The organism is Coriobacteriaceae bacterium (assembly GCA_025993015.1).
Classification (GTDB): domain Bacteria; phylum Actinomycetota; class Coriobacteriia; order Coriobacteriales; family Coriobacteriaceae; genus Collinsella.
Window position 1 is genome coordinate 1,654,535 of the sequence record DAJPFV010000001.1, and the last position, 21,948, is coordinate 1,676,482.

General features: G+C 59.2%; 12 protein-coding genes. 8 read left to right on the plus strand and 4 right to left on the minus strand.

What is annotated here, in order from left to right:
* Window position 1: 1 nt before the first annotated feature.
* Genes OIL77_07090 through OIL77_07100 form a run of 3 tightly spaced genes read right to left on the minus strand, consistent with a single transcriptional unit; the run spans window position 2 to window position 6,714 of the window.
* Window positions 2–691: an HNH endonuclease gene (locus OIL77_07090; protein ID HJI45163.1), complete on the minus strand. Its 690-nt coding sequence runs from the start codon at window positions 689–691 to the stop codon at window positions 2–4.
* Window positions 691–4,122 carry a DUF87 domain-containing protein gene (locus tag OIL77_07095; protein ID HJI45164.1) on the minus strand — a complete coding sequence of 1,144 codons (3,432 nt, stop codon included), beginning with the start codon at window positions 4,120–4,122 and terminating at the stop codon, window positions 691–693. The genes OIL77_07090 and OIL77_07095 overlap by 1 nt, the downstream gene beginning before the upstream one ends.
* Before the next feature lie 9 nt (window positions 4,123–4,131).
* Window positions 4,132–6,714: a dynamin family protein gene (locus tag OIL77_07100; protein ID HJI45165.1), complete on the minus strand. Its 2,583-nt coding sequence runs from the start codon at window positions 6,712–6,714 to the stop codon at window positions 4,132–4,134.
* Window positions 6,715–7,046: 332 nt separating this feature from the next.
* Between OIL77_07100 and OIL77_07105 the strand changes: the two genes are divergently transcribed.
* Complete coding sequence (locus OIL77_07105; GenBank protein ID HJI45166.1) at window positions 7,047–8,423, plus strand: alpha-amylase family glycosyl hydrolase; 1,377 nt, start codon at window positions 7,047–7,049, stop codon at window positions 8,421–8,423.
* Between the two features lie 3 nt (window positions 8,424–8,426).
* Complete coding sequence (locus OIL77_07110) at window positions 8,427–8,990, plus strand: uracil-DNA glycosylase family protein (GenBank protein HJI45167.1); 564 nt, start codon at window positions 8,427–8,429, stop codon at window positions 8,988–8,990.
* A 1-nt stretch (window position 8,991) separates the two neighbouring features.
* On the opposite strand, the gene OIL77_07115 is transcribed toward OIL77_07110, so the two are convergent.
* Window positions 8,992–9,654 (minus strand): hypothetical protein, encoded by a 663-nt coding sequence (locus OIL77_07115; protein HJI45168.1) that lies wholly within the window; start codon window positions 9,652–9,654, stop codon window positions 8,992–8,994.
* A 93-nt stretch (window positions 9,655–9,747) separates the two neighbouring features.
* Here OIL77_07115 and OIL77_07120 point away from each other — a divergent pair, with 93 nt between their 5' ends.
* From OIL77_07120 to OIL77_07145, 6 genes are all read left to right on the plus strand, one after another.
* Window positions 9,748–10,884 carry an aminotransferase class I/II-fold pyridoxal phosphate-dependent enzyme gene (locus OIL77_07120; GenBank protein ID HJI45169.1) on the plus strand — a complete coding sequence of 379 codons (1,137 nt, stop codon included), beginning with the start codon at window positions 9,748–9,750 and terminating at the stop codon, window positions 10,882–10,884.
* Between the two features lie 507 nt (window positions 10,885–11,391).
* Window positions 11,392–11,913, plus strand: a complete 522-nt coding sequence (rplJ, locus tag OIL77_07125) for a 50S ribosomal protein L10 (protein HJI45170.1) — start codon at window positions 11,392–11,394, stop codon at window positions 11,911–11,913.
* Window positions 11,914–12,015: 102 nt separating this feature from the next.
* Entirely contained in the window at window positions 12,016–12,393 is a 378-nt protein-coding gene (gene rplL, locus OIL77_07130; GenBank protein HJI45171.1) for a 50S ribosomal protein L7/L12, read from the plus strand.
* A 314-nt stretch (window positions 12,394–12,707) separates the two neighbouring features.
* Complete coding sequence (locus OIL77_07135; protein ID HJI45172.1) at window positions 12,708–13,616, plus strand: UTP--glucose-1-phosphate uridylyltransferase; 909 nt, start codon at window positions 12,708–12,710, stop codon at window positions 13,614–13,616.
* A 287-nt stretch (window positions 13,617–13,903) separates the two neighbouring features.
* Window positions 13,904–17,395 (plus strand): DNA-directed RNA polymerase subunit beta, encoded by a 3,492-nt coding sequence (locus tag OIL77_07140; protein ID HJI45173.1) that lies wholly within the window; start codon window positions 13,904–13,906, stop codon window positions 17,393–17,395.
* 6 nt (window positions 17,396–17,401) lie between these two features.
* On the plus strand, window positions 17,402–21,877 hold the full coding sequence (locus tag OIL77_07145; GenBank protein ID HJI45174.1) for a DNA-directed RNA polymerase subunit beta': 4,476 nt from the start codon (window positions 17,402–17,404) through the stop codon (window positions 21,875–21,877).
* The last annotated feature ends 71 nt before the right edge of the window (window positions 21,878–21,948 follow it).

Here is a 21,948-nt window from a genome sequence, read left to right on the forward strand (position 1 = left end):
GTTAGTCATCGAAGCCGCCAATCTGATTCAGTATGTTTTTGATTTCGCTTACGCCGCCGAGATGGCTGCACACCTTGTGAACTTCGGTCGGAACAAGAGAGCACGTCTTCATATCATTGTGTTCGTGCCAGGTGTACTCATTTACCTCGCGCCATTTCTTGACATCCTGGTGCGTCCAATCATCTTTGCCATCGCGTTGCTCAAGGTTCCAAGCTTTTGCGCATTCAGTGTCTGCCTTTTCATAGTTGCCGACAATGCGTTCGCCGTTCTCGCCCATCTGCGAAAGCCTATGCTGGCTCATGCCTTGTATGGTTACTTTCGCTTCAGAGATAGGGTTGAAGTCAGGAATTCCATCCTTGTAATTGATGCCCTCAAGACCTTTGTTTCGAAGAATCTCGCGGACCCTATCGGCTGTGGGAATAAACATCGATTCCCCTCGGTCACCCGACCATTTTCCGTTTGGATTCTCGATGCTCGGTGTACGGTCCAGCCTCTCCTTATAGCTCGAAGGATAATCGCACGATTCCACCGAGGGTCTAATCAATTTGTCGGGATCGATGGATTCGTTACGGCCGGCATTTTTAACCTCTGCCTTGGTTTCCTTTGATTCGGGGCCAATGAGTTTATCAGGATTGAACCCAAGTTTATCGCCTAGCTTGGCCACGCCGCCTTTCATTTGCTTGAACTCCATTAGCTCACCTCGCTATTCTCGTTCCAGTTGTGCCAATCGGAATATGCTTGGGTATCTTGCATTTGCAGACACAAGACATCGGTCATGATGCCCTGGATGATGACCTGCCTGGTGCGGCTGTCGATATCGCGGTCGATTGAGGACCTGAGTGCCGCGTCCGCCGCCATTGTCCATTGTTCGGCTTCATCGCTGCACTCGCGTTCGTCCTCGACCGCTTTGGCAACGTTGGGAAACAGTGTGCTCATTATGGGTCCCAGCTTGGTCATGCGCGGTTCGGCGGGTGGGTTTTGAACGGTGCGCAGGATCTTGACCTTTGTAGACGCGTCGATATGGAGGCGATCGAGCCGTTCGCGAATGCTGTGCAGCTCCGTCTTGGTTCCGATGCTGATTCCGTAGGCCAGCATGCGCGCTACGGCAAGGGCATCATCGCTCTGGTTGCTTGCGACATCGTCGATGGGGCGGCTGTATGCAAAGTGCGCGCCATCCTCTGCTTTGGCGATCTTGCAGAGCACCGGCTCAACCCAATCGTTTTGGTAAATGGCCGCAACGCCTTTAGGCAGGCGTGCCAGTTCGACGATCTGTTGGTCGTTGAGGTTGGCGGCGCGACCGGCGAGCTCGCGGTCCGAAAGATCGGGCAGGCGATGGATGATCTTGGTATTTGTGTTGCGAATGGCTGCCATATCGAGAAGTCCGGGCGCCTGGTCGGCGATGATGAAGCCTTCGCCGTATGTACGCATCTCGGCGATGGCATTTGAGATCATCTCGACGCTCTTGCCTGTCAGGTCGCCGCTTTCCGAGCCTTGGCTGCTCGACGATCGCTTAAGCAGGTTGTGCGCCTCTTCAAGCACGGTCAGATGGCGAAGTGGCTGGTTCATGCCCTTTTTCTCGGCCATGCGATGTTCTTGAAGTTTGAGTACAAGAAGACCCATGAGTAGGGATTTTGTTTCGGCGGAGCCAATGCGCGATAGGTCGATGACTGTGTTGGCGTCAAAAAGCACGGTGGCGTCGACTTCGTTCGACGAAAGCATCATGCCGTTGAGCCCGTTGGTGAGTGAATTGAGACGTGTGAGCAGCGAACCCTTGTAGGCGCCCTTATTTTCGGCGTCGTACTCGCTGGAATCGAGAATCTCGCGGACGTTGCGGGCAACATCTGCAAAGCAAGGAAAGAGATCGGCTCCATATGGGTTATCAGAAGCGGCAAGGTCCCATCCACAGTCTTCGTATGACCTGGCGACGGCGTCTTTAAGGACGGCGGGCATGGCGGCGTACATGGGCCAGCAGACATTAAAGATCTCAGCGAGTCGGTCGAGGTGTTCCAGCACATGGATGCCGGACGGGAAGCTAAAAGGATTGATACGCAGGAGCGGCGTGAATTCTGGATTGGTTCCAAAGACGTTTACGTCTTCGCGGGCTCCATACACGTCCTTGTATTCGCCCTTGGCAGGTTCAATGACAAGGAAGTTGACTCGCTGATCGAGCGCTTGGTCGAGGATGCGACAGACGGTATTGGTCTTTCCTGCGCCGGTGCTGCCCGTAACAAAGGTGTGCGAGGCAAGTGAGTCCTTTGACAGGAACGTTTCGATGCGTTCCTCGCGATGCATATGGAAAACCTTGCCTATGCAAAGGCCCTGCTGAGGCTGCGTACCATCGAACGTAGAGACGTTGCGCCCAAAAGAAGCGCATTCGATAACGGGCAACCCTGGGACGGACTTCTTGGGAAAGTTGAGCGAATAGGCCAGCTCCTTGCCCGAAAGGGCAGTCGTTGCATCGACCGTTGCCGGATAGACCGAAAAGCTCGGATGTTGATCGAGCAGGGCGGGGGAGAGGGCAAAAGCAGGATGGCGCAAATCGCGAAGGTAGGAGCAGATTGCCGTGGCGTCGGCGCTTTGCTCTCCAAGGTCTCCGCGCCAGAGGTTTACTGCAGCCTGAGACATATAGGATTCTTTGCCCTGGGTGAGGGCGAGATAGGTGTGGGCAACGTTATTCGCGACGTTGTGGTCTTCTGCTAGCACGTAGGCGCAAAAGTCCCACATGCCGAGTGCCGAGGCAAGGTCGTAGCGCTTCATTTGCAACTCAAGTATTTCGAGCGCGTGTTGGATGGAGTAATTCTTGAACGTCTGCGTGATGCCTTCGTCGGCGCCGATGGTAGCGGTGACCGTGCTTGAGCGTGCGAACGATCCGCCAAAGTTGGCACCTAGATTTACTGCCTGCGAAACACCGGAAGTCACGGAAGCTCCCTTAGAGACAGCCTTGCCAACACCGCTGGTGACGGCTTTGCCGAGCGTGTTGGATATGGCCTTGCCGGTAGATGAGCTTGTACCTGTTGCCGTGGACGTGGAGTGCGACGAACCCTCCGTGTGACTTGCGGATACGCCTAAGTCAACGCCTCCGCTCGAGGACTCATTCCTGCCGTCGGTGACCGTATCCGTGATGCTTTCGGTCGATGTGGACGAGTCGGTTACGCTCTCGTTGCTCGATTCCGAGGTCGACTCGTTTGTCGAGTCCGTTTCGTTGTAGTTTTGAGCAACAGCCTGATTATTTCCCACCTGTCTGCCGGCGCTCACACCTGCATTGATGCCAATCGTCGCGGACGATCCGATGGAGTCGTTCTGGTGATGGGTGTAGTTGGTCGTCCATGAGGCATAAGGCGTTAGCAGTGAGTGGAGTTCGGCGAGGCGGAGTTTGCGCGATTCGATATCATGGATCGGGGTTGCGAGCAGCACGATAGTGTAGTCTTCGCTCGGCCTACCGGGCACAATGCCGTCGAGAACCTTCTCAATAGTTTGCGTGACGAACTTCTCGTTCTTTTCGGCTGGAATATTCGAAACGGCGGCAACCGAAGACGGGCGTCGATTGTCTAGACACGGAATGGGACCGCGGTTGGCGGGCCCCACTTCGGAACCGGGGAAGTTGCCCCTCAAGGCATCCGACATGCGCCGGGAAAAATTATCGGCGTCGATGTTGTCGCGAGCATTGTCGCTATTGACGACTGCGAGAAATACCTCGGTGCTTGCGCTGGTTCGATTAAAGATCAGCGCAATGTTGCATTCTTCGTCAGAAAGAACGTCGTACACATTTACAAGCTTCTCGAGACTGTCCTCGTTGGGATCGACGATCCACTTCGTGATATTCATGAAGCGGATGTTGTTGTCGGCGTTAAAGCCCATGGGGTATTCAATGGAGGGGTCAATCGGCGCGTAAACATTTCGCAGCTGCGGCAGATAGGCGTTGTGAAGCTCAACGGCGGCAGTTGCCAAGAGCCGATTGGTGAGCTCGACAGCTTGCTCGTCTGCCGGATTCGGCTTTTCTGACAAGTATGCTGTTCGCTTTTGGTCGACCTCATCGAGCTGGGAGCTGCTGAGTACCGAGACGGTTGCGACCGCGTTGCCGGCTTTATCGGCAGCGCGCATAATCGCGTTTTTGATGCCCATACGATCAGCCTATTCCTTCCAATTAATGACGCGCGCAATGTATTCTTTTCGATTGTTGAGTGTCTCGAGTTTTGCCTCGAGAGCGTTGATCTCCGCGGTTTGCCTGTTGATGTCTTCGACATGGCCATGGAGCACCGGGTTGTAGTCGGTGATATTGCTCGTAATTTGGCCAAGCAGCTCGTTGAGCCATTCGGTAAAGCCGTAGGTATGCTCGCGCTCTATTTCGGCGCGTGCTTCGCAGAAACACCGTGAGATTTCGCGGTTGAATTTATCTTCGACTTTCCTAAGCAAAAGCTTGTCGGATTTAAAGATGACACGGTCCATGAGCTTCAGTTCGGTAAAGTCTGCCTTGCTGAAAATGGGGCCCTTTGTCTTATCGAGCGCGAGGCCACGATATTTAAGAATGATATCGCCGACCTCTTGGCGCTTTTCTTCGGAAAGAGGATTGTCACTGCTGGTAGCGATGCGATAGAGGGCATCGCGGCTATGCTCCGCACAATCCTTCCAATAGCTTTGCGACAGCTCATCGATGGTCTGAGCTATTTGCTCGGTACATTCGTCATAGTGATTGATGACCTCGTTAAAGAGTTGGTCAGCGGCATCTTTGTCGGCTGTTCTTTCGGCAGCCTTTGCATCGGATCTTTTGTGAAATGCATCGGTTATGTCATCGCAAAGACCCTTGCCAACGTCCGCAAGGCCACCCGTTGGACAAGGTTCACTATCCTTTTGCGCATTGACCTGGCTTCCCTTTATGGAGTCGCCGAGCCTATTGAAGAAGTTGGGTGCAATCGAATCAAATGCTTTCGCTGCCGCGATTGAGCGTTTTGAGTACTCGAGCCCCTCTCGCTTTTCCTCGGTAATGGCGTTTTGGCGTGCCTGGAGCGCATCAAGACTGGTCTCCCATTGTTTGGCCGAAACCCTCTTGTCGATTGTTTCCCTATAGCTTGCCGAAGCATCCTCCTTTGCATGCTCCTTGCAGGCTTCGAGCTGATCGATAAGAGCGCGCTTATCCTCTTCGAGTTCGGCTTCTCGCTGCGCTTTCTTTTGTTCAAGGTCGGTTTTCTTGTCGGCAATCTCTTCTTCGGTTATGCCGACAATTTCTTGCAGAAGTGATTCCGACCTGCTGCATTTGTTATATGCGGAGTACCGTTCGGCAAACAGGCGTATTTCGTTCTCGATGCAAAAGAGTCCGCTATTGGCAAGAAGGAGGTCCTTGCAAGCCTCGGATTCGCGATTGGTTCTGCGCGAGATCTGTCCCGGAAGGATATCGTAACGGTAGAGCGTTTTGTAGAAGCGGCTTGTCGGGTCGGTGTATTTACGCTGCTGGTCTTCGAATCTTTCGGCATAGTTGTCGCTTATAAACTCGCCGGAGTTCTTTGAGCCTAGGCCGAGGATGGAAGAAACAAAGTAGATACCTTGACCATAGAGCCTGGACGGAATGAACTGGCGCATGATGTCCGAGACTCGTTCGTCGTCAAACCCGCCTTTGGGAAGGTCGGCGGAATCCGCCTTGTTGACTACGATCATGGCAAAGCGTTCATCGATTGCGGGGATCTCCTTTATTTCGTTGGAGAGGTTCTCGTTGTCTTTCGTGTCGAGTGTGGTGTACTCGGCAACGAAAATGGGAAGACCGTTCGAGAGGCCTTCCATGGCTTGTTTGAGCACTCGGGCGTGATCGACGTTGGAGGCAGAGTTTGACCCCGGGGTGTCAAAGATGACAAACTCCCTGTCGTGAGGCCATGGATCGGTATCGCTAAAGGGCACTTCGATTCTGATCAGATCGGAGATGGTCCGGTCGTCTTCATCGGCATGGTATGAGTTAAGAACCTTGAGGGCGCTGTTCATATGAGAGGCCATGCCGGGCATGGAGTCGGCGACTTTGGCCGCGATCTTGTCGTATAGGGGCTCCCCCACAAGCTCTTTGTTTTCCATGAGGCCATCAAGATCAAAGCGCAGCAAGAACCGCCTGCTGCCACAGGAGAATTGAACCATCGCGCGATCTCGGTCTTTTGAACGTTTGATTTGAAATATGCGGGCCGTTACAGGCTCGTCGCCGCTGGGAAGGATCTCCATGCCAATGAGGGCGTTGATGAGCGTCGATTTGCCTGCACTATAGTTGCCGAGCACACACAGCGGGATGATGTCGCTCGAGACATCGGTGAACTTCCTAATTTGCTCAGAGACTTTTGTTCGCTCGGAGACTGCTTCGTCTACAAGCCCCTGGATTTCTCTGAAGACTTCGACAATTTCCGGCAAGACGTCACGGGCGTTTGATAGATAGCGCTCGTCTCGTATGACCTCGTATGTATTGGCACGTGGCCCTTCGGTGCAGATGGCGAGCAACTCCTGCCATTCGTCGTCTGCTCCTTCAAAATGCAATTCAATTCTGTCGCCACCACCAAACTCTTTGGCGAGGATGTCGATGATCTCTTCGGCCTTAAAGGGGAAGAAACCATTAACGATCTTCGTGCTATGGAGCGCGCTATTGGGATTTGTAGATGTCGTTATTTCTTGCCAGCCGTTATCCCATCGGAAGAACCGGACAATTTCTTGATATGGATTGCTGACGATCTTGATTTTAATGTCTGCCATCGTTCAACTACCTTTAGTAGATCAGGTGCGGGAATATGCCGCCTTTATCATAGGGTAGCCGCCCGTGCGGACACCCCTCTATTCGCTCGGCGGCATCTCGGCAGTACCATTTATTTGGCAAGATCCTCGCCATCGCCGTAATGTTCCCGGCCATACGCCGCGCAAAGCCCGTCGCCTAATCACGTCCCCTTATCAGTTGCGGTGGAATAGTTCCTGTTTAAGGCCTCTGAAGGCCCAGGCAGGAACTATTCCACCGCAACTTATTTTGGGGGAGAGGATACAAGCCGGGCATACAATGGATGTCGTTGTGTTGAGCTTATCGGGAGGTTGCTATGTGGGCATACGAGACGACGTTCTATCAGATCTATCCGCTGGGCTTTTGCGGGGCTCCGCGCGAGAACGTCGCGCCCGTTGCCGAGGATGAGCTCGCACAGGCCGCCGACGCCGCGTCCAACCCCGATGCTCCCATCATGAAAATCGCCCAATGGGCCGATTACCTGCAGGAGCTCGGCGTTGGCGCTGTGCTGATCAACCCTCTGCTTGAGTCCGATAGCCATGGCTATGACACGCGCAGCCTGCGCCACGTTGACCGTCGTCTGGGCTCCGATGCCGATTTTGCGGCCGTATGCGAGACGCTCCACGCCCACGGTATCCGCGTGGTGCTCGATGCGGTCTTCAACCACGTCGGCCGCGGCTTTTGGGCCTTCCGCGATGTACAGGAGCGCAAGTGGGATTCTCCCTACAAGGACTGGTTCCACATTAACTTCGATGGCGACTCCTGCTATGGCGACGGTTTTTGGTACGAGGGCTGGGAGGGCCATTTTGAGCTCGTCAAGCTCAACCTGCAAAACCCCGCCGTGGTCGATTATCTGCTCGAGTCCGTGCGAACCTGGGTCGATGTTTTTGGCGTCGACGGCCTGCGCTTGGACGTCGCCTACATGCTCGACCGCGATTTCATGCGTCGTTTGCATAGCTTTGCCCGTGAGCTCAAGCCCGGCTTTGTGCTCATTGGCGAGACGCTCCACGGCGACTACAACCAGATCGTCAACGACGAGATGCTCGACTCCTGCACCAACTACGAGTGCTACAAGGGCCTGTACTCCAGCTTTAACTCGGTCAACATGTTCGAGATCGCCCATTCGCTGCACCGCCAGTTTGGCGGCGACCCCTGGTGCATCTACCGCGGCAAGCACCTGCTGTCGTTTGTCGACAACCACGATGTGCCGCGCCTGGCAAGTATCCTCACCGACAAGTCGTGCCTGCGTCCCTCCTATGGCATGCTCTTTGGCATGCCGGGCATCCCGTGCGTCTACTATGGCAGCGAGTGGGGAATTGCTGGCGAAAAGGGCGGCCCCGATGGCGACTGGGCGCTGCGCCCTGCGCTCGATGAGCCTGCGCCCAACGAGCTGACGGCGTTCATCACGCAACTCGCACACCTTCGCTCGGCCGACGACGCGGCTGCCCGTGCTCTCAACTACGGTGCCTATCGCAACGTGGTGATCCAGAACAAGCAGCTGCTGTTCGAGCGCGCCTGTGACGGCGCGACGGTACTCGTGGCGGTGAACGCCGTGGGCGAGCCTTACACCTTTGGCGCCGGCGAACTCAACGGCTCCTTCGTCGACCTGCTTGCCGACGATGCTCCCACGGTCGAGCTGACGGGCACCCTTGAACTTGCACCCTACGAGGTGCGCTATCTGTTGAGAGCCTAGCCCATGGCCGTGTCTGACGAGGACTATCAACATATTGAGCATGGGTTTGAGCCTGTGTTCGACCAGCGCTCGCGCGTTTTGGTGCTGGGGTCGTTTCCCTCGGTGCTCTCGCGTGCCAATGCCTTCTACTATGGCAATCCGCAGAACCGCTTTTGGCGTGTGATGGCCGCGTGCCTCGGTGTATCCGTGCCGTCCAACGAGGGCGATCCTTTGGCAAACGGTGAGCCCGCGACGCTCGATGCCTCCATTGCCGCCAAGCGGGCCATGCTGCTGAACGGCAGCGTGGCCCTGTGGGATGTGATCGAGAGCTGCGACATTAAGGGCTCGAGCGACGCCAGCATCAAAAACGTCGTTCCGGCACATATTGAGCGCATTACGGGCAATGCGCCTATTGAGCTGGTGGTGTGTAACGGAGGTACGGCGGGGCGCCTCTATAAGCGCTATCTAAAGGAGCGGACAGGCCTGCCCGCTGTCGTATTGCCGTCAACTAGTCCCGCTAACGCGGCTTGGCGTCTGGAACGTCTTGTTGAGCGTTGGCGCGAAGCCGTTGACTGGATCGCACGGTAGTCTAGATCCTTGATTGAGCATGGGTGCCGAGGCGTTTCATGATGGCATGCCAGATCGGTGTGGGCAGCGCGGGCTCGACACGCACCATGCCGTCGGCGTCGACGCTACCGGCATTGCCACCGCCAAGCAGCTGCGCATGCTCAATGGAGCAGCCCATGCGCACAGCGCCCACAAGCTTATCCATCGCTTCCGAAAATGGTCGGCGCAAGAGGCCCATGCGTGGGGAATGGCGAAGCGCCGCAATGCCGCTGCCGGCACAGATGACAACGCCGTCGCACCATGGCAGGTCACGTAGAATACATGCCCGGTACAGGCGGTCGAGGACTTCGTCCGTCTGCTTGTTGTTCTTGGACAGGGCCTGGACGACGACATAGATGCGTGTCTCTGTATTCCTAAGGCGATCGAGTATCTGCTCGACAGCGATCATCGTCTCATCATCAAATGCATCATCAACAGCGAGCACCATGCCGTCCGCAACGCTGCCGGCATCATCCGCCTCCAAATCGACCGGGTGGGGGAGTGCGGTGCCGGAAAGCCGGGCATAGGCCGCGATGGCATCTTGCAGGTCCCAAAGCAAAAACTCCAGATCGGCGCTATCGGGAATACTGATATACGCAATGGTCTGCAGCGTTTTGGGCTTATCGCCGCGCGCGGTCGTCTCCATGCCGCCTCCTTTCCGGTTGGTTTCCGTTTAGGTTACACCGTCCGGCGGCGCCTAGCCGCGCTATCCTAGTGCAACCCTTACGAAAGGAACGCCATGCGTCTGCCCATGAATACCTCGCTTGCCACGCTCAAGCCCTCCGGCATCCGCCGAATCAACGCACTCGCCGCTCAGCATCCGGGATGCATTGCGCTTGCGCTCGGCGAGCCCGATTTTCCCACGCCCGACGCGATTAGCGCCGAGGTGACTGCTTCGTTGGACCGCGGCGACACGCACTATCCGCCCAACAACGGTCGCCCCGCCCTGCGCGAGGCGTTGTCTGCCTACATGGGGGACGCGGGCCTTACGTTTTCGGCCGACGAGGTCATCCTGACCGACGGCGCGACCGAGGCCCTGTCGGCTACGTTTATGGCCATGCTCAACCCCGGCGACGAGGTCATTATCCCCACGCCGGCCTTTGGCCTGTACGAGAGCATCGTCGTGGCCAACCACGCCCAGGCGGTCTTTTTGGATACGGAGCCTGCGCAATTCCAGATTGACGAGGAAGCGCTTCGCGCCTGTGTGACCCCGGCGACCAAGGCCATCGTTATCTGCTCGCCCAACAATCCTACAGGCTGCATTCTCAACGCGGCATCACTCGACGCCGTGGCACACGTAGCGGAGCAGGCTGGCATCTACGTAGTCTGCGACGACGTATACAACCGCCTCGTCTATGTGGACGGCTACGAGCGCTTCGCCCAGCGACACCCGGAGCTGCGCGAGCAGACAGTCGTCATCGAGAGCTTCTCCAAGCCCTGGGCCATGACCGGCTGGCGCTTGGGTTGGCTCGCAGCCGCAGCCCCCGTCATCGCCGAGATCGCAAAGGCCCACCAATACTTAGTATCGAGCGCCGTCTCCTTCGAAATGGACGCCGCAGCTCGAGCCCTGACCGTCGACCCAACCCCCATGCTCAAAGTCTACCGAGCCCGCCGCAAACGCGTGCTCGCAGCCTTAGACGCCATGGGCCTCGACGTAGTAGAGCCCGCAGGAGCCTTCTACACTTTCCCGAGCATCAAAAAGTTCGGCCTAACCAGCGAAGACTTCTGCATCAAAGCCATCAAAGAGGCCAACGTAGCCCTAGTTCCCGGAAACTGCTTCGGAACCGAAGGCCATATCCGCCTAAGTTACTGCGTCTCCGACAAAGACCTAGACGAAGGCCTCCACCGCCTGTCCACCTTCATTTCAACCTTATAGCCCAACGGGACGCAACACATCAGCCCACCGACATAAGGGTTATGCGTGGGGCGCGCCGGCCAACGGCAACCCTGGCTGCCCCAAAGTCAACACAGGTCGCGCCGCCAAAGGCCAGGCGCAAGCTTTTCGTAGATTCCGCACGAGCCGAAGAGCACTAAATGTGCTCTTCGTGCGAGCCCAGGACCTGACCGAGCGAAAAGCTTGCGCCTGGCCTTTGGCGGCGCGACCGAGATGGTGGAATTGTGTGCAGCCAGAGTTGCCGTTGACCGACGCCGGGGTCCCCGCCATAATACTTTCGGTTCACGCACGAATCCGCTGCCAGAGACAGCCGGTGCAAACGGGCATCGCCCGCGAGCTTAATGGGATATCCCGCCAGCCGAGGTGGTCGAGTAGATATGTCTTCTCGCCCCCGTCGCTCATGCAGCGCGGGGGCTTTCTTTTTGGACATGCCCCCGTCACGTCCTTGTGGCGGACCGTGCCCGGAAAGAATTCGAGGAGGTGTAATTCATGCCCCAGCAGTACAAAATCGACAAGGTTGCAGAGATCGAGTCCCGTATCGCCGAGAACGCCGGTCTGTTCGTCGTCAACTACAACGGTCTGACGGTTAAGCAGGCTCAGGAGCTGCGTCATCAGCTTCGCGAGTGCGGCGCCGAGATGAAGGTCTACAAGAACAACCTGGTCAAGATCGCTCTCAAGAACCAGGAGCAGCCCGAGATCGACGAGATCCTCGCCGGCCCCGTCGCTTATGTGTTCTACGAGACCGAGCCGGTCGAGGCCGCTAAGGCCCTTAAGGACTTCTCCGCTAAGTCCAAGGGCGTCCTTGAGATCAAGGGCGGTATCTCCGACGGCAAGGCCGTTTCCGCTGATGATGTTAAGGCTATCGCCGAGCTGCCCACCAAGGATCAGCTTCTCGGCCAGATCGCCGGTCTCATCTCCGGTTTCGCTCGCGACATCGCTGTCTGCGTCAACGGCGTTTCCTCTGGTCTCGCTCGTTCGATCCAGCAGGTCTCCGAGCAGAAGGCAGCCTAGTTGCTGTTTTCACCCGCGGCGGCAACGCCGCACCCCTGGCGCATTCGCGCCGTGTTTTAACTGATCTCCGTGCACAGACACGGAAACCGAAAGGACTTAGAAATGGCTAAGCTTACCACCGATGAGATCATCGATGCTCTTAAGGAAATGACCCTTCTCGAGGCTTCCGAGCTCGTCAAGGCTATCGAGGACACCTTCGGCGTTTCCGCCGCTGCTCCTGCCGCTGTTGTCGCCGCTCCCGCTGCTGGCGCTGCTGAGGCCGAGGAGAAGACCGAGTTTGACGTCGTGCTCGAGGGCTTCGGCGACAACAAGATCCAGGTCATCAAGGCCGTCCGTGAGCTCACCAACCTTGGCCTGAAGGAGGCCAAGGAGGTCGTCGAGGGCGCTCCCAAGGCTGTTCTCGAGGGTGCCAAGAAGGAGGACGCCGAGGCTGCCAAGGAGAAGCTCGAGGCTGCTGGCGCTGCTGTCACCCTCAAGTAATCAGGCTTTCTCGCCAGATTTCTTTGCAGGCGGGGTTCGCATTGCGAGCCCCGTCTTTTTTGTTTTTCAGTCCCTCGACATCGGTAGCTCAAACTGCCGTATTCTGTGATTTGCGTCGTATCGGGTGCCCTGCCGTTGGGCAATAAAATTGCACCATTCGAGCAATAATTTGCGTTGACCTGCTGAAGAATTGTCTCTGCTTTGTAGCGACATATAGTTCCAGCGGTAAGATGCTTGGGTATCGCAATTTGGTCTGCGGCCGTGCGCCGCACGCATGGGGCGCTTTTGCGCCTGCGAAAGGATCTTTGAATAACATGAAGGCAATCATCCCCGCCGCCGGTCTTGGCACGCGTTTTCTGCCTGGCACCAAGTGCACGCCCAAAGAGATGCTGCCGGTGCTCGACAAGCCCGTCATTCAGTACGTCGTCGAGGAGGCGCTCGACCCCGAGGAAGTCGACGACGCCATCATCGTTACATCTCCCGGTAAGCCCGAGCTACTGAACTACTTCCAGCCCGATCGCTCGCTCGAGAACCTGCTGCGCGAGCGCGGCAAGAACGCCTATGCCGATGCCGTCGCCCACGCTGGCGGTATGCCGGTCGACTTCCGTTATCAGTACGAGCCCAAGGGCCTCGGCCATGCTATCCGCTCTGCTGCCGACGCCGTGGCAGGGGAGAACTTCCTGGTTCTTCTGGGCGACTACGTTGTGCCTAATCGCGACATCTGCGACAAGATGCTCGCCGTTTCCAAGGAGCACGGTGGAGCTTCGGTTATCGCCGTCGCTGCTTGCTCGCCCGAGGAAGTCAGCCGCTACGGCGTTATCGCCGGCGAGCGCGTCGGTTCGCTCGAGGGCGCCGAGGACGTTGCCGATGCAGAGCCGGGCGCTGTCTGGCGCATCGGCGGTCTGGTCGAGAAGCCCGCTCCCGAGGCGGCTCCGTCCAACCTGTACATTGTCGGCCGTTATCTGCTGAGCCCGCTGGTCATGGACCTGCTCGCTGATCAGCAGGCCGGCAAGGGCGGCGAGATTCAGCTTACCGACGCCATGGCCCGCTCGCTCGACCGCGAGGCCATGTACGCGGTCGTCATCGACCCGCTGTCGGGCTACGACACCGGCACTCCCTCTGGCTGGATGGCCACCAACGCCCTCATGGCTGCAAGCGATCCCCGCTTTGCAAGCGCCTTCTGGGACGCCATCGACGAGCGCGGCGGATTGATGCGCAAGTAAGCCTTCGGACATCGACATTTACGGGCGCGGACCTCGGTTCGCGCCCGTTTTTTATAAGAGCTGCGATTGCCGGCTCTCTGTTCACAGAAAATATATGAACAGATGTTCGATACACACCCATCTACCTGCGTGTTTTCTGTCAAAAAACTTTGCTACTCCAAAAACTCAATCGCGTCAAGGCTTTTCTTGCCCAACGGTCGGTACCTGATAAACTATTAGGTTGCGATAACTGGCGAAGCTATGCCTCGCCAACCCACCGAGCATTTCCGTGAAGGAGGAAAAACCTGGTGACCTACGCATACACTGCCACTGAGCGCAAGCGCGTCAGCTTCGGGAAAATCCCGGAGGCCATGGAGCTCCCCAACCTTATCTCTGTTCAAAGGGAATCCTTTGAGCGTTTTAAGGACGAGGGCCTTCGTGAGGCGTTCAAGGAATCCAGCCCCATCCAGAGCCAGAACCATGTTCTCGAGGTTACCTTCGGCGAGCATCAGTTCGGCGATCCCGCGCACACCGTCGAGGAGTGCCGCGAGAAGGACATGACCTATCAGGCTCCGCTCCTGACCGACGTCCGTCTCACCAACAAGGAGACCGGCGAGATCAAGGAGCAGCTCGTCTTTATGGGCGACTTCCCCATGATGACCGATCAGGGCACCTTCATCATCAACGGTACCGAGCGTATCGTCGTCTCGCAGCTCGTCCGTTCCCCGGGCGTGTACTACAGCTCCGAGATGGATTCGGGCAAGCAGATCTACAAGGCCCAGATCATCCCGTCCCGCGGTGCCTGGCTTGAGTTTGAGGTCGACAAGCGCGACCAGCTCATGGTCTCCATCGACCGTAAGCGCAAGCAGAGTGCCACGATGTTCCTGCGCGCCCTTGGCATTGCCGTCACCAACGACGACATCATCGAGTTGCTCGGCAACTCCGATGTGATCAAGCGCACCCTGGAGCGCGACACCGCCCTCACTCGCGAGGACGCCCTCATCGAGATCTACCGTCGCCTGCGCCCGGGCGAGCCTCCCACCGTGGATGCTTCCCGCAGCCTGCTCGAGGGCCTGCTCTTTAACCCGCAGCGCTACGATCTGGCCCGCGTCGGTCGTTACAAGGTCAACAAGAAGCTCAACCTCACCACCGAGGAAGAGGTCACGGTGCTCACCGACGAGGATATCGTCGCGACGCTGCGCTACCTGCTGTCCCTCGCTGCCGGCGAGCAGGGCTTCAAGGTCGACGACATCGACCACTTCGGCAACCGCCGCATCCGCACCGTCGGCGAGCTCGTCGCCAACCAGTTCCGTATCGGCATGAGCCGTATGGAGCGCGTCGTCCGTGAGCGCATGAGCTCCCAGGACATCGACGAGATCACCCCGCAGTCGCTCATCAACATCCGCCCGATCGTGGCCTCCATCAAGGAGTTCTTCGGTTCCTCGCAGCTCTCGCAGTTCATGGACCAGGCGAACCCCCTGACCGGTCTGACCCACAAACGCCGTCTGTCCGCACTCGGCCCTGGTGGTCTTGCCGGCCACAAGTCCGGCTCCAGCCGCCGTACCAACGTGCCGACGGCCGTCCGCGACGTTCACAACTCGCACTACAGCCGCATGTGCCCGATCGAGACCCCCGAAGGCCCCAACATCGGCCTGATCGGCTCGCTCGCCCTCTACGCCCGCGTCAACGAGTACGGCTTCATCGAGGCCCCGTTCCGTCGCGTCGAGAACGGCGTTGCCACCGACCAGATCGACTGGATGACCGCTGACGAGGAAGAGAAGCACGTCATCGCGCCGGCCAACACGCCGCTCGATCCCAAGACCAACGAGTTCATCACGACCGACGCCGAGGGCAAGATCGTCCGTCCGCACAGCGTGATCGCCCGTACCCGCGACTTCGACGGCTCCTTCGGCGCTCCCGCCGACGTGCCCGTCGAGGACGTCGACTACATGGACGTCTCGCCGCGTCAGATGCTCTCCGTCGCAGCCACGCTGATCCCGTTCCTGGAGCACGACGACGCCAAGCGTACGCTGATGGGCGCTAACATGCAGCGTCAGGCCGTGCCGCTGGTTCACCCCGCCGCTCCCTATGTCGGTACCGGCATGGAGCGCCGCGCCGCTCTGGACTCCGGCGAGGTCACCCTGGCCAAGAACGCCGGCGAGGTCATCTTTGCCGACGCCGCCAAGATCATCGTCAAGCATGCCGGCGGCATGGACGAGTATCACCTGGCCAAGTACCAGCGCTCCAACCAGTCCACCTGCATCAACCACCGTCCGCTTGTGCGCGTTGGTGACACCGTTGAGCAGGGCGAGCCCCTGGCTGACGGTCCTTCGACCGATCATGGCGAGCTCGCACTGGGCCAGAACCTCACCGTGGCATACATGCCGTGGGAAGGCTTTAACTACGAGGACGGTATCGTCGTGTCCGAGCGCCTGGTGGCCGAGGACCTGCTGACGACCATCAACATCACCCGTCACGAGATCGACGCCCGCGACACCAAGCTCGGCCCCGAGGAGATCACCCGCGAGATCCCGAACCTCTCCGAGGACATGCTTGCCAACCTCGACGAGGACGGCATCATCCGCATCGGCGCCGAGGTCGGCCCTGGCGACATTCTGGTCGGCAAGGTCACGCCTAAGGGCGAGAGCGCTCTGACCGCCGAGGAGCGCCTGCTGCGCGCCATCTTCGGTGCCAAGGCCCACGACGTCCGCGACACCTCCCTTAAGATGCCTCACGGCGCTTACGGCCGCGTCATCGACGTCGTCCGCTTTAGCCGCGAGAACGGCGACGACCTGGCCCCCGGCGTCAACGAGCAGGTGCGCGTCTACGTCGCCCAGCGTCGTAAGATCCAGCAGGGCGATAAGATCGCCGGCCGCCACGGCAACAAGGGTGTTATCTGTAACGTTCTGCCGGTCGAGGACATGCCCTACATGGCTGACGGTACCCCGATCGACGTTATCCTCAACCCGCTGGGCGTTCCTTCGCGTATGAACGTCGGCCAGCTGCTCGAGTGCCACCTTGGCTGGGCTGCTGCCTGCGGTTGGGATACCGAGCAGGCCGACTCCGACAAGTACGTCCCCGGTCCGTTCTTCACCGCCACGCCTGTCTTCGACGGCGCCAAGGAGGACGAGATCGCCGAGGTCATTCGTCGTGCCAACAAGAACATGCTCAACAAGGCCACCGCTGCCTTTGGCGATCACATGCGTCCCGAGTTCGTCACCCAGCTTGACGAGCGCGGCAAGACCCGTCTGTTCGACGGCCGCACCGGCGAGGAGTTCCGCGAGCCCATTACCGTGGGTACGTCCTACATCCTCAAGCTCGGCCACATGGTCGACGACAAGATTCACGCCCGTTCGACCGGCCCTTACAGCTTGGTTACCCAGCAGCCTCTGGGCGGCAAGGCCCAGTTCGGCGGCCAGCGCTTCGGCGAGATGGAAGTTTGGGCACTGTACGCGTACGGTGCGTCCAACGTCCTGCAGGAGATCCTGACCGTCAAGTCCGACGATACCGTGGGCCGCGTCAAGACCTACGAGTCCATCGTCAAGGGCGAGAACGTCCCGGTTCCGGGTATCCCCGAGTCCTTCAAGGTTCTCGTCAAGGAGATCCGCTCCCTCGCGCTGGACATCGAGCCCATGCACGATGCCGACGAGGACGCCTCCGCCCCTGTGACCGCCGAAGAGACCTATGCTCTCGACGACCTGGCTGCGCTCGCCGGCGTTGACGCCGACGTCGAGGCCGAGGATGCCGAGACCGCCGAGGCACCCGAGGCTGTCGCCGCCACGACCACTGATAAGGAGTAGTTGACTGTGGCAGATTTCGAAGCTACTGATTTTGACTCGGTAAAGATCTCCCTTGCCTCCGCCGACCAGATCCGTTCCTGGTCGCACGGTGAGGTCAAGAAGCCGGAGACCATCAATTACCGTACCCTCAAGCCCGAGAAGGACGGCCTGTTCTGCGAGAAGATCTTCGGTCCCGCCAAGGACTGGGAGTGCTCCTGCGGCAAGTACAAGGGTATCCGCTTTAAGGGCATCGTCTGCGAGCGCTGCGGCGTCGAGGTCACCTCGGCCAAGGTGCGTCGCGACCGCATGGGCCACATCGAGCTCGCCGCTCCCGTGTCCCACATCTGGTACTTCAAGAGCCCCACGAGCTTCCCGATGAGCCGTATGCTCGACATCAAGTCCAAGGACCTCGAGAAGGTTCTGTACTTTGCCAGCTACATCATCACCGAGGTTGACTACGAGGCTCGCGAGGCCGACGCCGACGACCTGCGCGAGGAGCTCGCCGCCGATCTGGAAGAGATCGATGCCGAGTGCGCCCGCCAGATCGAGTCCCTCAAGGAGCAGGGCGACCCCGAGAACTTTGACGAGTTCTCCGACGAGGAGCCGCTGACCCCCGAGGAGATCGCCTCCGGCATCGTCGATATCGAGGAAGAGTGCAAGGACGAGAAGCAGCTCCGCACGGACGCCTTCAACGCCTTCATGAAGCTCACCGAGCGCGACCTCATCTCCGATGAGCCGCTGTTCCGCGAGATGACCCGTTACTACTCCATGTACTTCAAGGGTGGTATGGGTGCCGAGGCCGTCCGCGACCTGCTTGCTGCCATCGACCTCCCCTCCGAGGCCGAGAAGCTCAAGGCCATCATCGCCGACGAGGATTCCCAGAAGCAGAAGCGCGAGAAGGCCGTCAAGCGCCTCGAGGTCGTTGACGCCTTCCTGAAGGGCGGCAACAGCCCCGCGAACATGATTCTGGACGTCATCCCGGTCATTCCGCCCGATCTGCGCCCGATGGTCCAGCTCGACGGCGGCCGCTTCGCCGCGTCCGACCTCAACGACCTGTATCGTCGCGTGATCAACCGTAACAACCGACTCAAGCGCCTGCTCGACCTGGACGCCCCTGCGATCATCGTGAACAACGAGAAGCGCATGCTCCAGGAGTCCGTGGACGCCCTGTTCGACAACGGCCGTCGTGGTCGCCCGGTCTCTGGCCGTGGCGGTCGTCCGCTCAAGTCGCTCGCCGAGGCCCTCAAGGGCAAGCAGGGTCGTTTCCGCCAGAACCTGCTGGGTAAGCGTGTCGACTACTCCGGCCGTTCGGTTATCGTTACCGACCCCAAGCTGCTGCTGCACCAGTGCGGTCTGCCCAAGACCATGGCGCTGGAGCTCTTCAAGCCCTTCGTCATGAAGCGCCTGGTCGAGCTTGGCAAGGTCGAGAACATCAAGGGCGCCAAGCGCGCTATCGACCGCGGTGCCACCTTTGTGTGGGACATCCTCGAAGAGGTCATCGACGGCCGCGTCGTGCTGCTCAACCGCGCACCGACCCTGCACCGTCTGTCCATCCAGGCCTTTGAGCCGGTGCTGGTCGAGGGCAAGGCTATCCACCTGCACCCGCTGGTCTGCTCGCCCTTCAACGCCGACTTCGACGGCGACCAGATGTCTGTCCACGTGCCGCTGTCCAGCCAGGCTCAGGCCGAGGCCCGCGTGCTCATGCTCTCTGCGAACAACCTGCGCTCGCCGGCATCCGGCAAGCCGGTCAACATCCCCTCGCAGGACATGATCATCGGTGTGTACTACCTCACCCAGGTCCGCGACGGTCTGCCGGGCGAGAACCACGTGTTCGCCAGCTTCGACGACGCGCTGCACGCCTATGACTGCCGCTCCGAGGTCGACATGCAGGCCAAGATTCAGGTCCGCGTGTCCGCTGCCGACGCCAATGTCATCAACGAGGACGGCACCCGTATCTTCCGCGTCAAGAACGGCAAGAACGAGTTCGTCGACTACGACGTCACCGGCAACAAGACCGCGCGCTTCGAGACCTCCATCGGCCGCATCATCTTCAACCGCCAGTGCCTGCCCGAAGACTATGAGTTCATGAACTACAAGATGGTCAAGGGCGATGTGGCCAAGCTGGTTGCGGACTGCTGCGATCGCTATCCCGAGGCCAAGGTCGGTCCGATCCTCGACGCCATCAAGTACTCCGGCTTCCACTACGCTACCCGCGCCGGCCTCACCATCTCGGTGTGGGACGCTCTCATCCCTGCCGAGAAGCAGGAGCTGCTCGACCGCGCCCAGGCCAACGTCGACCAGATCAACGAGTACTTCGAGGAGGGCTTCATCAACGAGACGGAGCGCCACATCGAAGTCGTTAACGAGTGGACCGCTTGTACCGATAAGGTCGCAGCGCTCATGCTCGACTTGTTCGACGAGGAGAACCCGCTGTACATGATGGCCGACTCCGGCGCCCGTGGTTCTAAGACCCAGCTGCGTCAGCTCGGCGGCATGCGTGGCCTGATGGCAGACATGTCCGGCGAGACGATTGACCTTCCCATTAAGGCGAACTTCCGCGAGGGCCTGCTGCCGCTCGAGTACTTCATTTCGACCTACGGCGCCCGTAAGGGCCTGGTCGATACCGCATCCCACACCTCGGACTCCGGTTACCTGACCCGTCGTCTGGTCGACGTGGCCCAGGACGTCATCGTCCGCGAGGAGGACTGCGGTACGCACGAGGGCGTCACCTACAACCTCATCATCCCCGGCACCACCGATCTCAACACCGACCTCGTCGGCCGTTGCTTCATCGAGGACGTCGTGGCTCCCGATGGCACCGTGCTCTTTGAGCAGGACGGCTACATCGAGAAGGTCGCCGACATCCAGAAGATGGTCGATGCGGGCCTCAAGAAGGTCAAGCTTCGCGCACTGCTCACCTGCCGCTCCAAGTACGGCGTGTGCCAGAAGTGCTACGGCTGGGATCTTTCCACCCGTCGTCCGGTCGCCATCGGTACCGCGGTCGGCATTATTGCCGCCCAGTCCATCGGCGAGCCCGGTACGCAGCTTACGATGCGTACCATTCACTCCGGCGGCGTCGCTGGCGTCGACGATATTACGCAGGGTCTGCCTACGGTCAGCCGTATGTTCGATATCGTCGGCAACGTCAACGAGAAGATCCTGGGCCGCGAGGCCGAGCTGGCTCCGCACTCCGGTCACCTCTCGATTAAGCCCGAGAAGTCCGAGTACGTGCTGACGCTCACCGACTCCGAGGATCACACCCGTGTCCTCGACGAGCGTCGCGTCCCCGCTTCGGTGCGCTTCATGCCCGAGATCGAGGACGGCTGCGAGGTTCGCGCCGGCGACCAGATCACCAAGGGCTTCGTCAACTTCCGCAACCTGCGCAAGCTGACCGACATCGAGTCGACGATGCACACCTTCGTCGAGAGCGTTAAGGACGTCTACACCAGCCAGGGCGTTGACCTGAACGACAAGCACATCGAGGTGCTCGCACGTCAGATGCTGCGTCGCGTTCAGATCACCAACCCCGGCGACTCCAAGTACCTGCTTGGTCAGTACGTCGACCGCTACGAGTTCGCCGACGAGGTCGAGCGCGTTGCCCGTCTGGGCGGTCAGGCTCCCGTGGCCGAGCCCGTCATCCTGGGTACGCTCAAGGTCGCGTCCAACATCGACTCCTGGCTGTCGAGCGCTTCGTTCATCCGTACCGCTGGCGTCCTTACCGAGGCTGCCATTGAGGGCAAGGTCGATCACCTGCTCGACCTTAAGTCCAACGTCATCGTCGGTAAGAAGATCCCGGCTGGTACCGGCCTCAAGCCGTACGCCAACGCCAAGCTGACGTATCGTACGGCCGACGGCTATGTCGACATCGACGGCCCGGCTTCGCCCAACGCCAAGTCGCTGCCCGAGTGGGCTCCTGTGGAGCTCAAGGACCTGGACGAGCAGCTCCCGCAGCAGCTCGACTGGGCCGGCTACGACGAGTTCGGTGGTGCTGACGGTTCGTTCACCCGCAACGGCCACACCATCTCCGCCGAGAAGGCTCGCCTGTACCTGTTCGACGACCTGGGCGTGTCGCAGCGCTGGACCAACAAGTTCAGCGAGGTCGGTATCGAGACGGTCGGCGACCTGGTTGGCAAGTCCGAGGAGGATCTGCTGCGCATCGACGGCATCGGTGCCAAGGCGATCGAGGAGCTCCGTGACGGCCTCGAGGCCCACGATCTGCTCTACATCCTCGAGAACAATGACGACGTTGCCGACGAGGAAGACCTCTCGCAGCTGCTGCAGATGGTCTTTAGCCCCGACGGTCCGGACGACATCCTGCTGGGTACCTCCGCTCCGACGCATCACGCCGACGCCGACGAGGAGCTCCTGGGCGCCCCGATCGACGACAAGAAGGCTCCCGCCAACGGCGCGATCAACGAGGACATGGCTTCTCTCGACGAGCTGCTCAACCAGCTTGTGGACACCGACGACGCCGAAGAGGCCAAGGACAACGACGAGGAGTAATTTCCTAGTACGTTAACCGCCCTTATAAAGGCTCGCTTCCCAACAGGGGGGCGGGCCTTTTTTGATGAGGA

Excerpts from the sequence above, each read along its gene's own strand:
- OIL77_07090 (HJI45163.1), bottom strand. The coding sequence starts at position 691 with ATGGAGTTCAAGCAAATGAAAGGCGGCGTGGCCAAGCTAGGCGATAAA.
- OIL77_07095 (HJI45164.1), bottom strand. The coding sequence starts at position 4,122 with ATGGGCATCAAAAACGCGATTATGCGCGCTGCCGATAAAGCCGGCAAC.
- OIL77_07100 (HJI45165.1), bottom strand. The coding sequence starts at position 6,714 with ATGGCAGACATTAAAATCAAGATCGTCAGCAATCCATATCAAGAAATT.
- OIL77_07105 (HJI45166.1), top strand. The coding sequence starts at position 7,047 with ATGTGGGCATACGAGACGACGTTCTATCAGATCTATCCGCTGGGCTTT.
- OIL77_07110 (HJI45167.1), top strand. The coding sequence starts at position 8,427 with ATGGCCGTGTCTGACGAGGACTATCAACATATTGAGCATGGGTTTGAG.
- OIL77_07115 (HJI45168.1), bottom strand. The coding sequence starts at position 9,654 with ATGGAGACGACCGCGCGCGGCGATAAGCCCAAAACGCTGCAGACCATT.
- OIL77_07120 (HJI45169.1), top strand. The coding sequence starts at position 9,748 with ATGCGTCTGCCCATGAATACCTCGCTTGCCACGCTCAAGCCCTCCGGC.
- rplJ (HJI45170.1), top strand. The coding sequence starts at position 11,392 with ATGCCCCAGCAGTACAAAATCGACAAGGTTGCAGAGATCGAGTCCCGT.
- rplL (HJI45171.1), top strand. The coding sequence starts at position 12,016 with ATGGCTAAGCTTACCACCGATGAGATCATCGATGCTCTTAAGGAAATG.
- OIL77_07135 (HJI45172.1), top strand. The coding sequence starts at position 12,708 with ATGAAGGCAATCATCCCCGCCGCCGGTCTTGGCACGCGTTTTCTGCCT.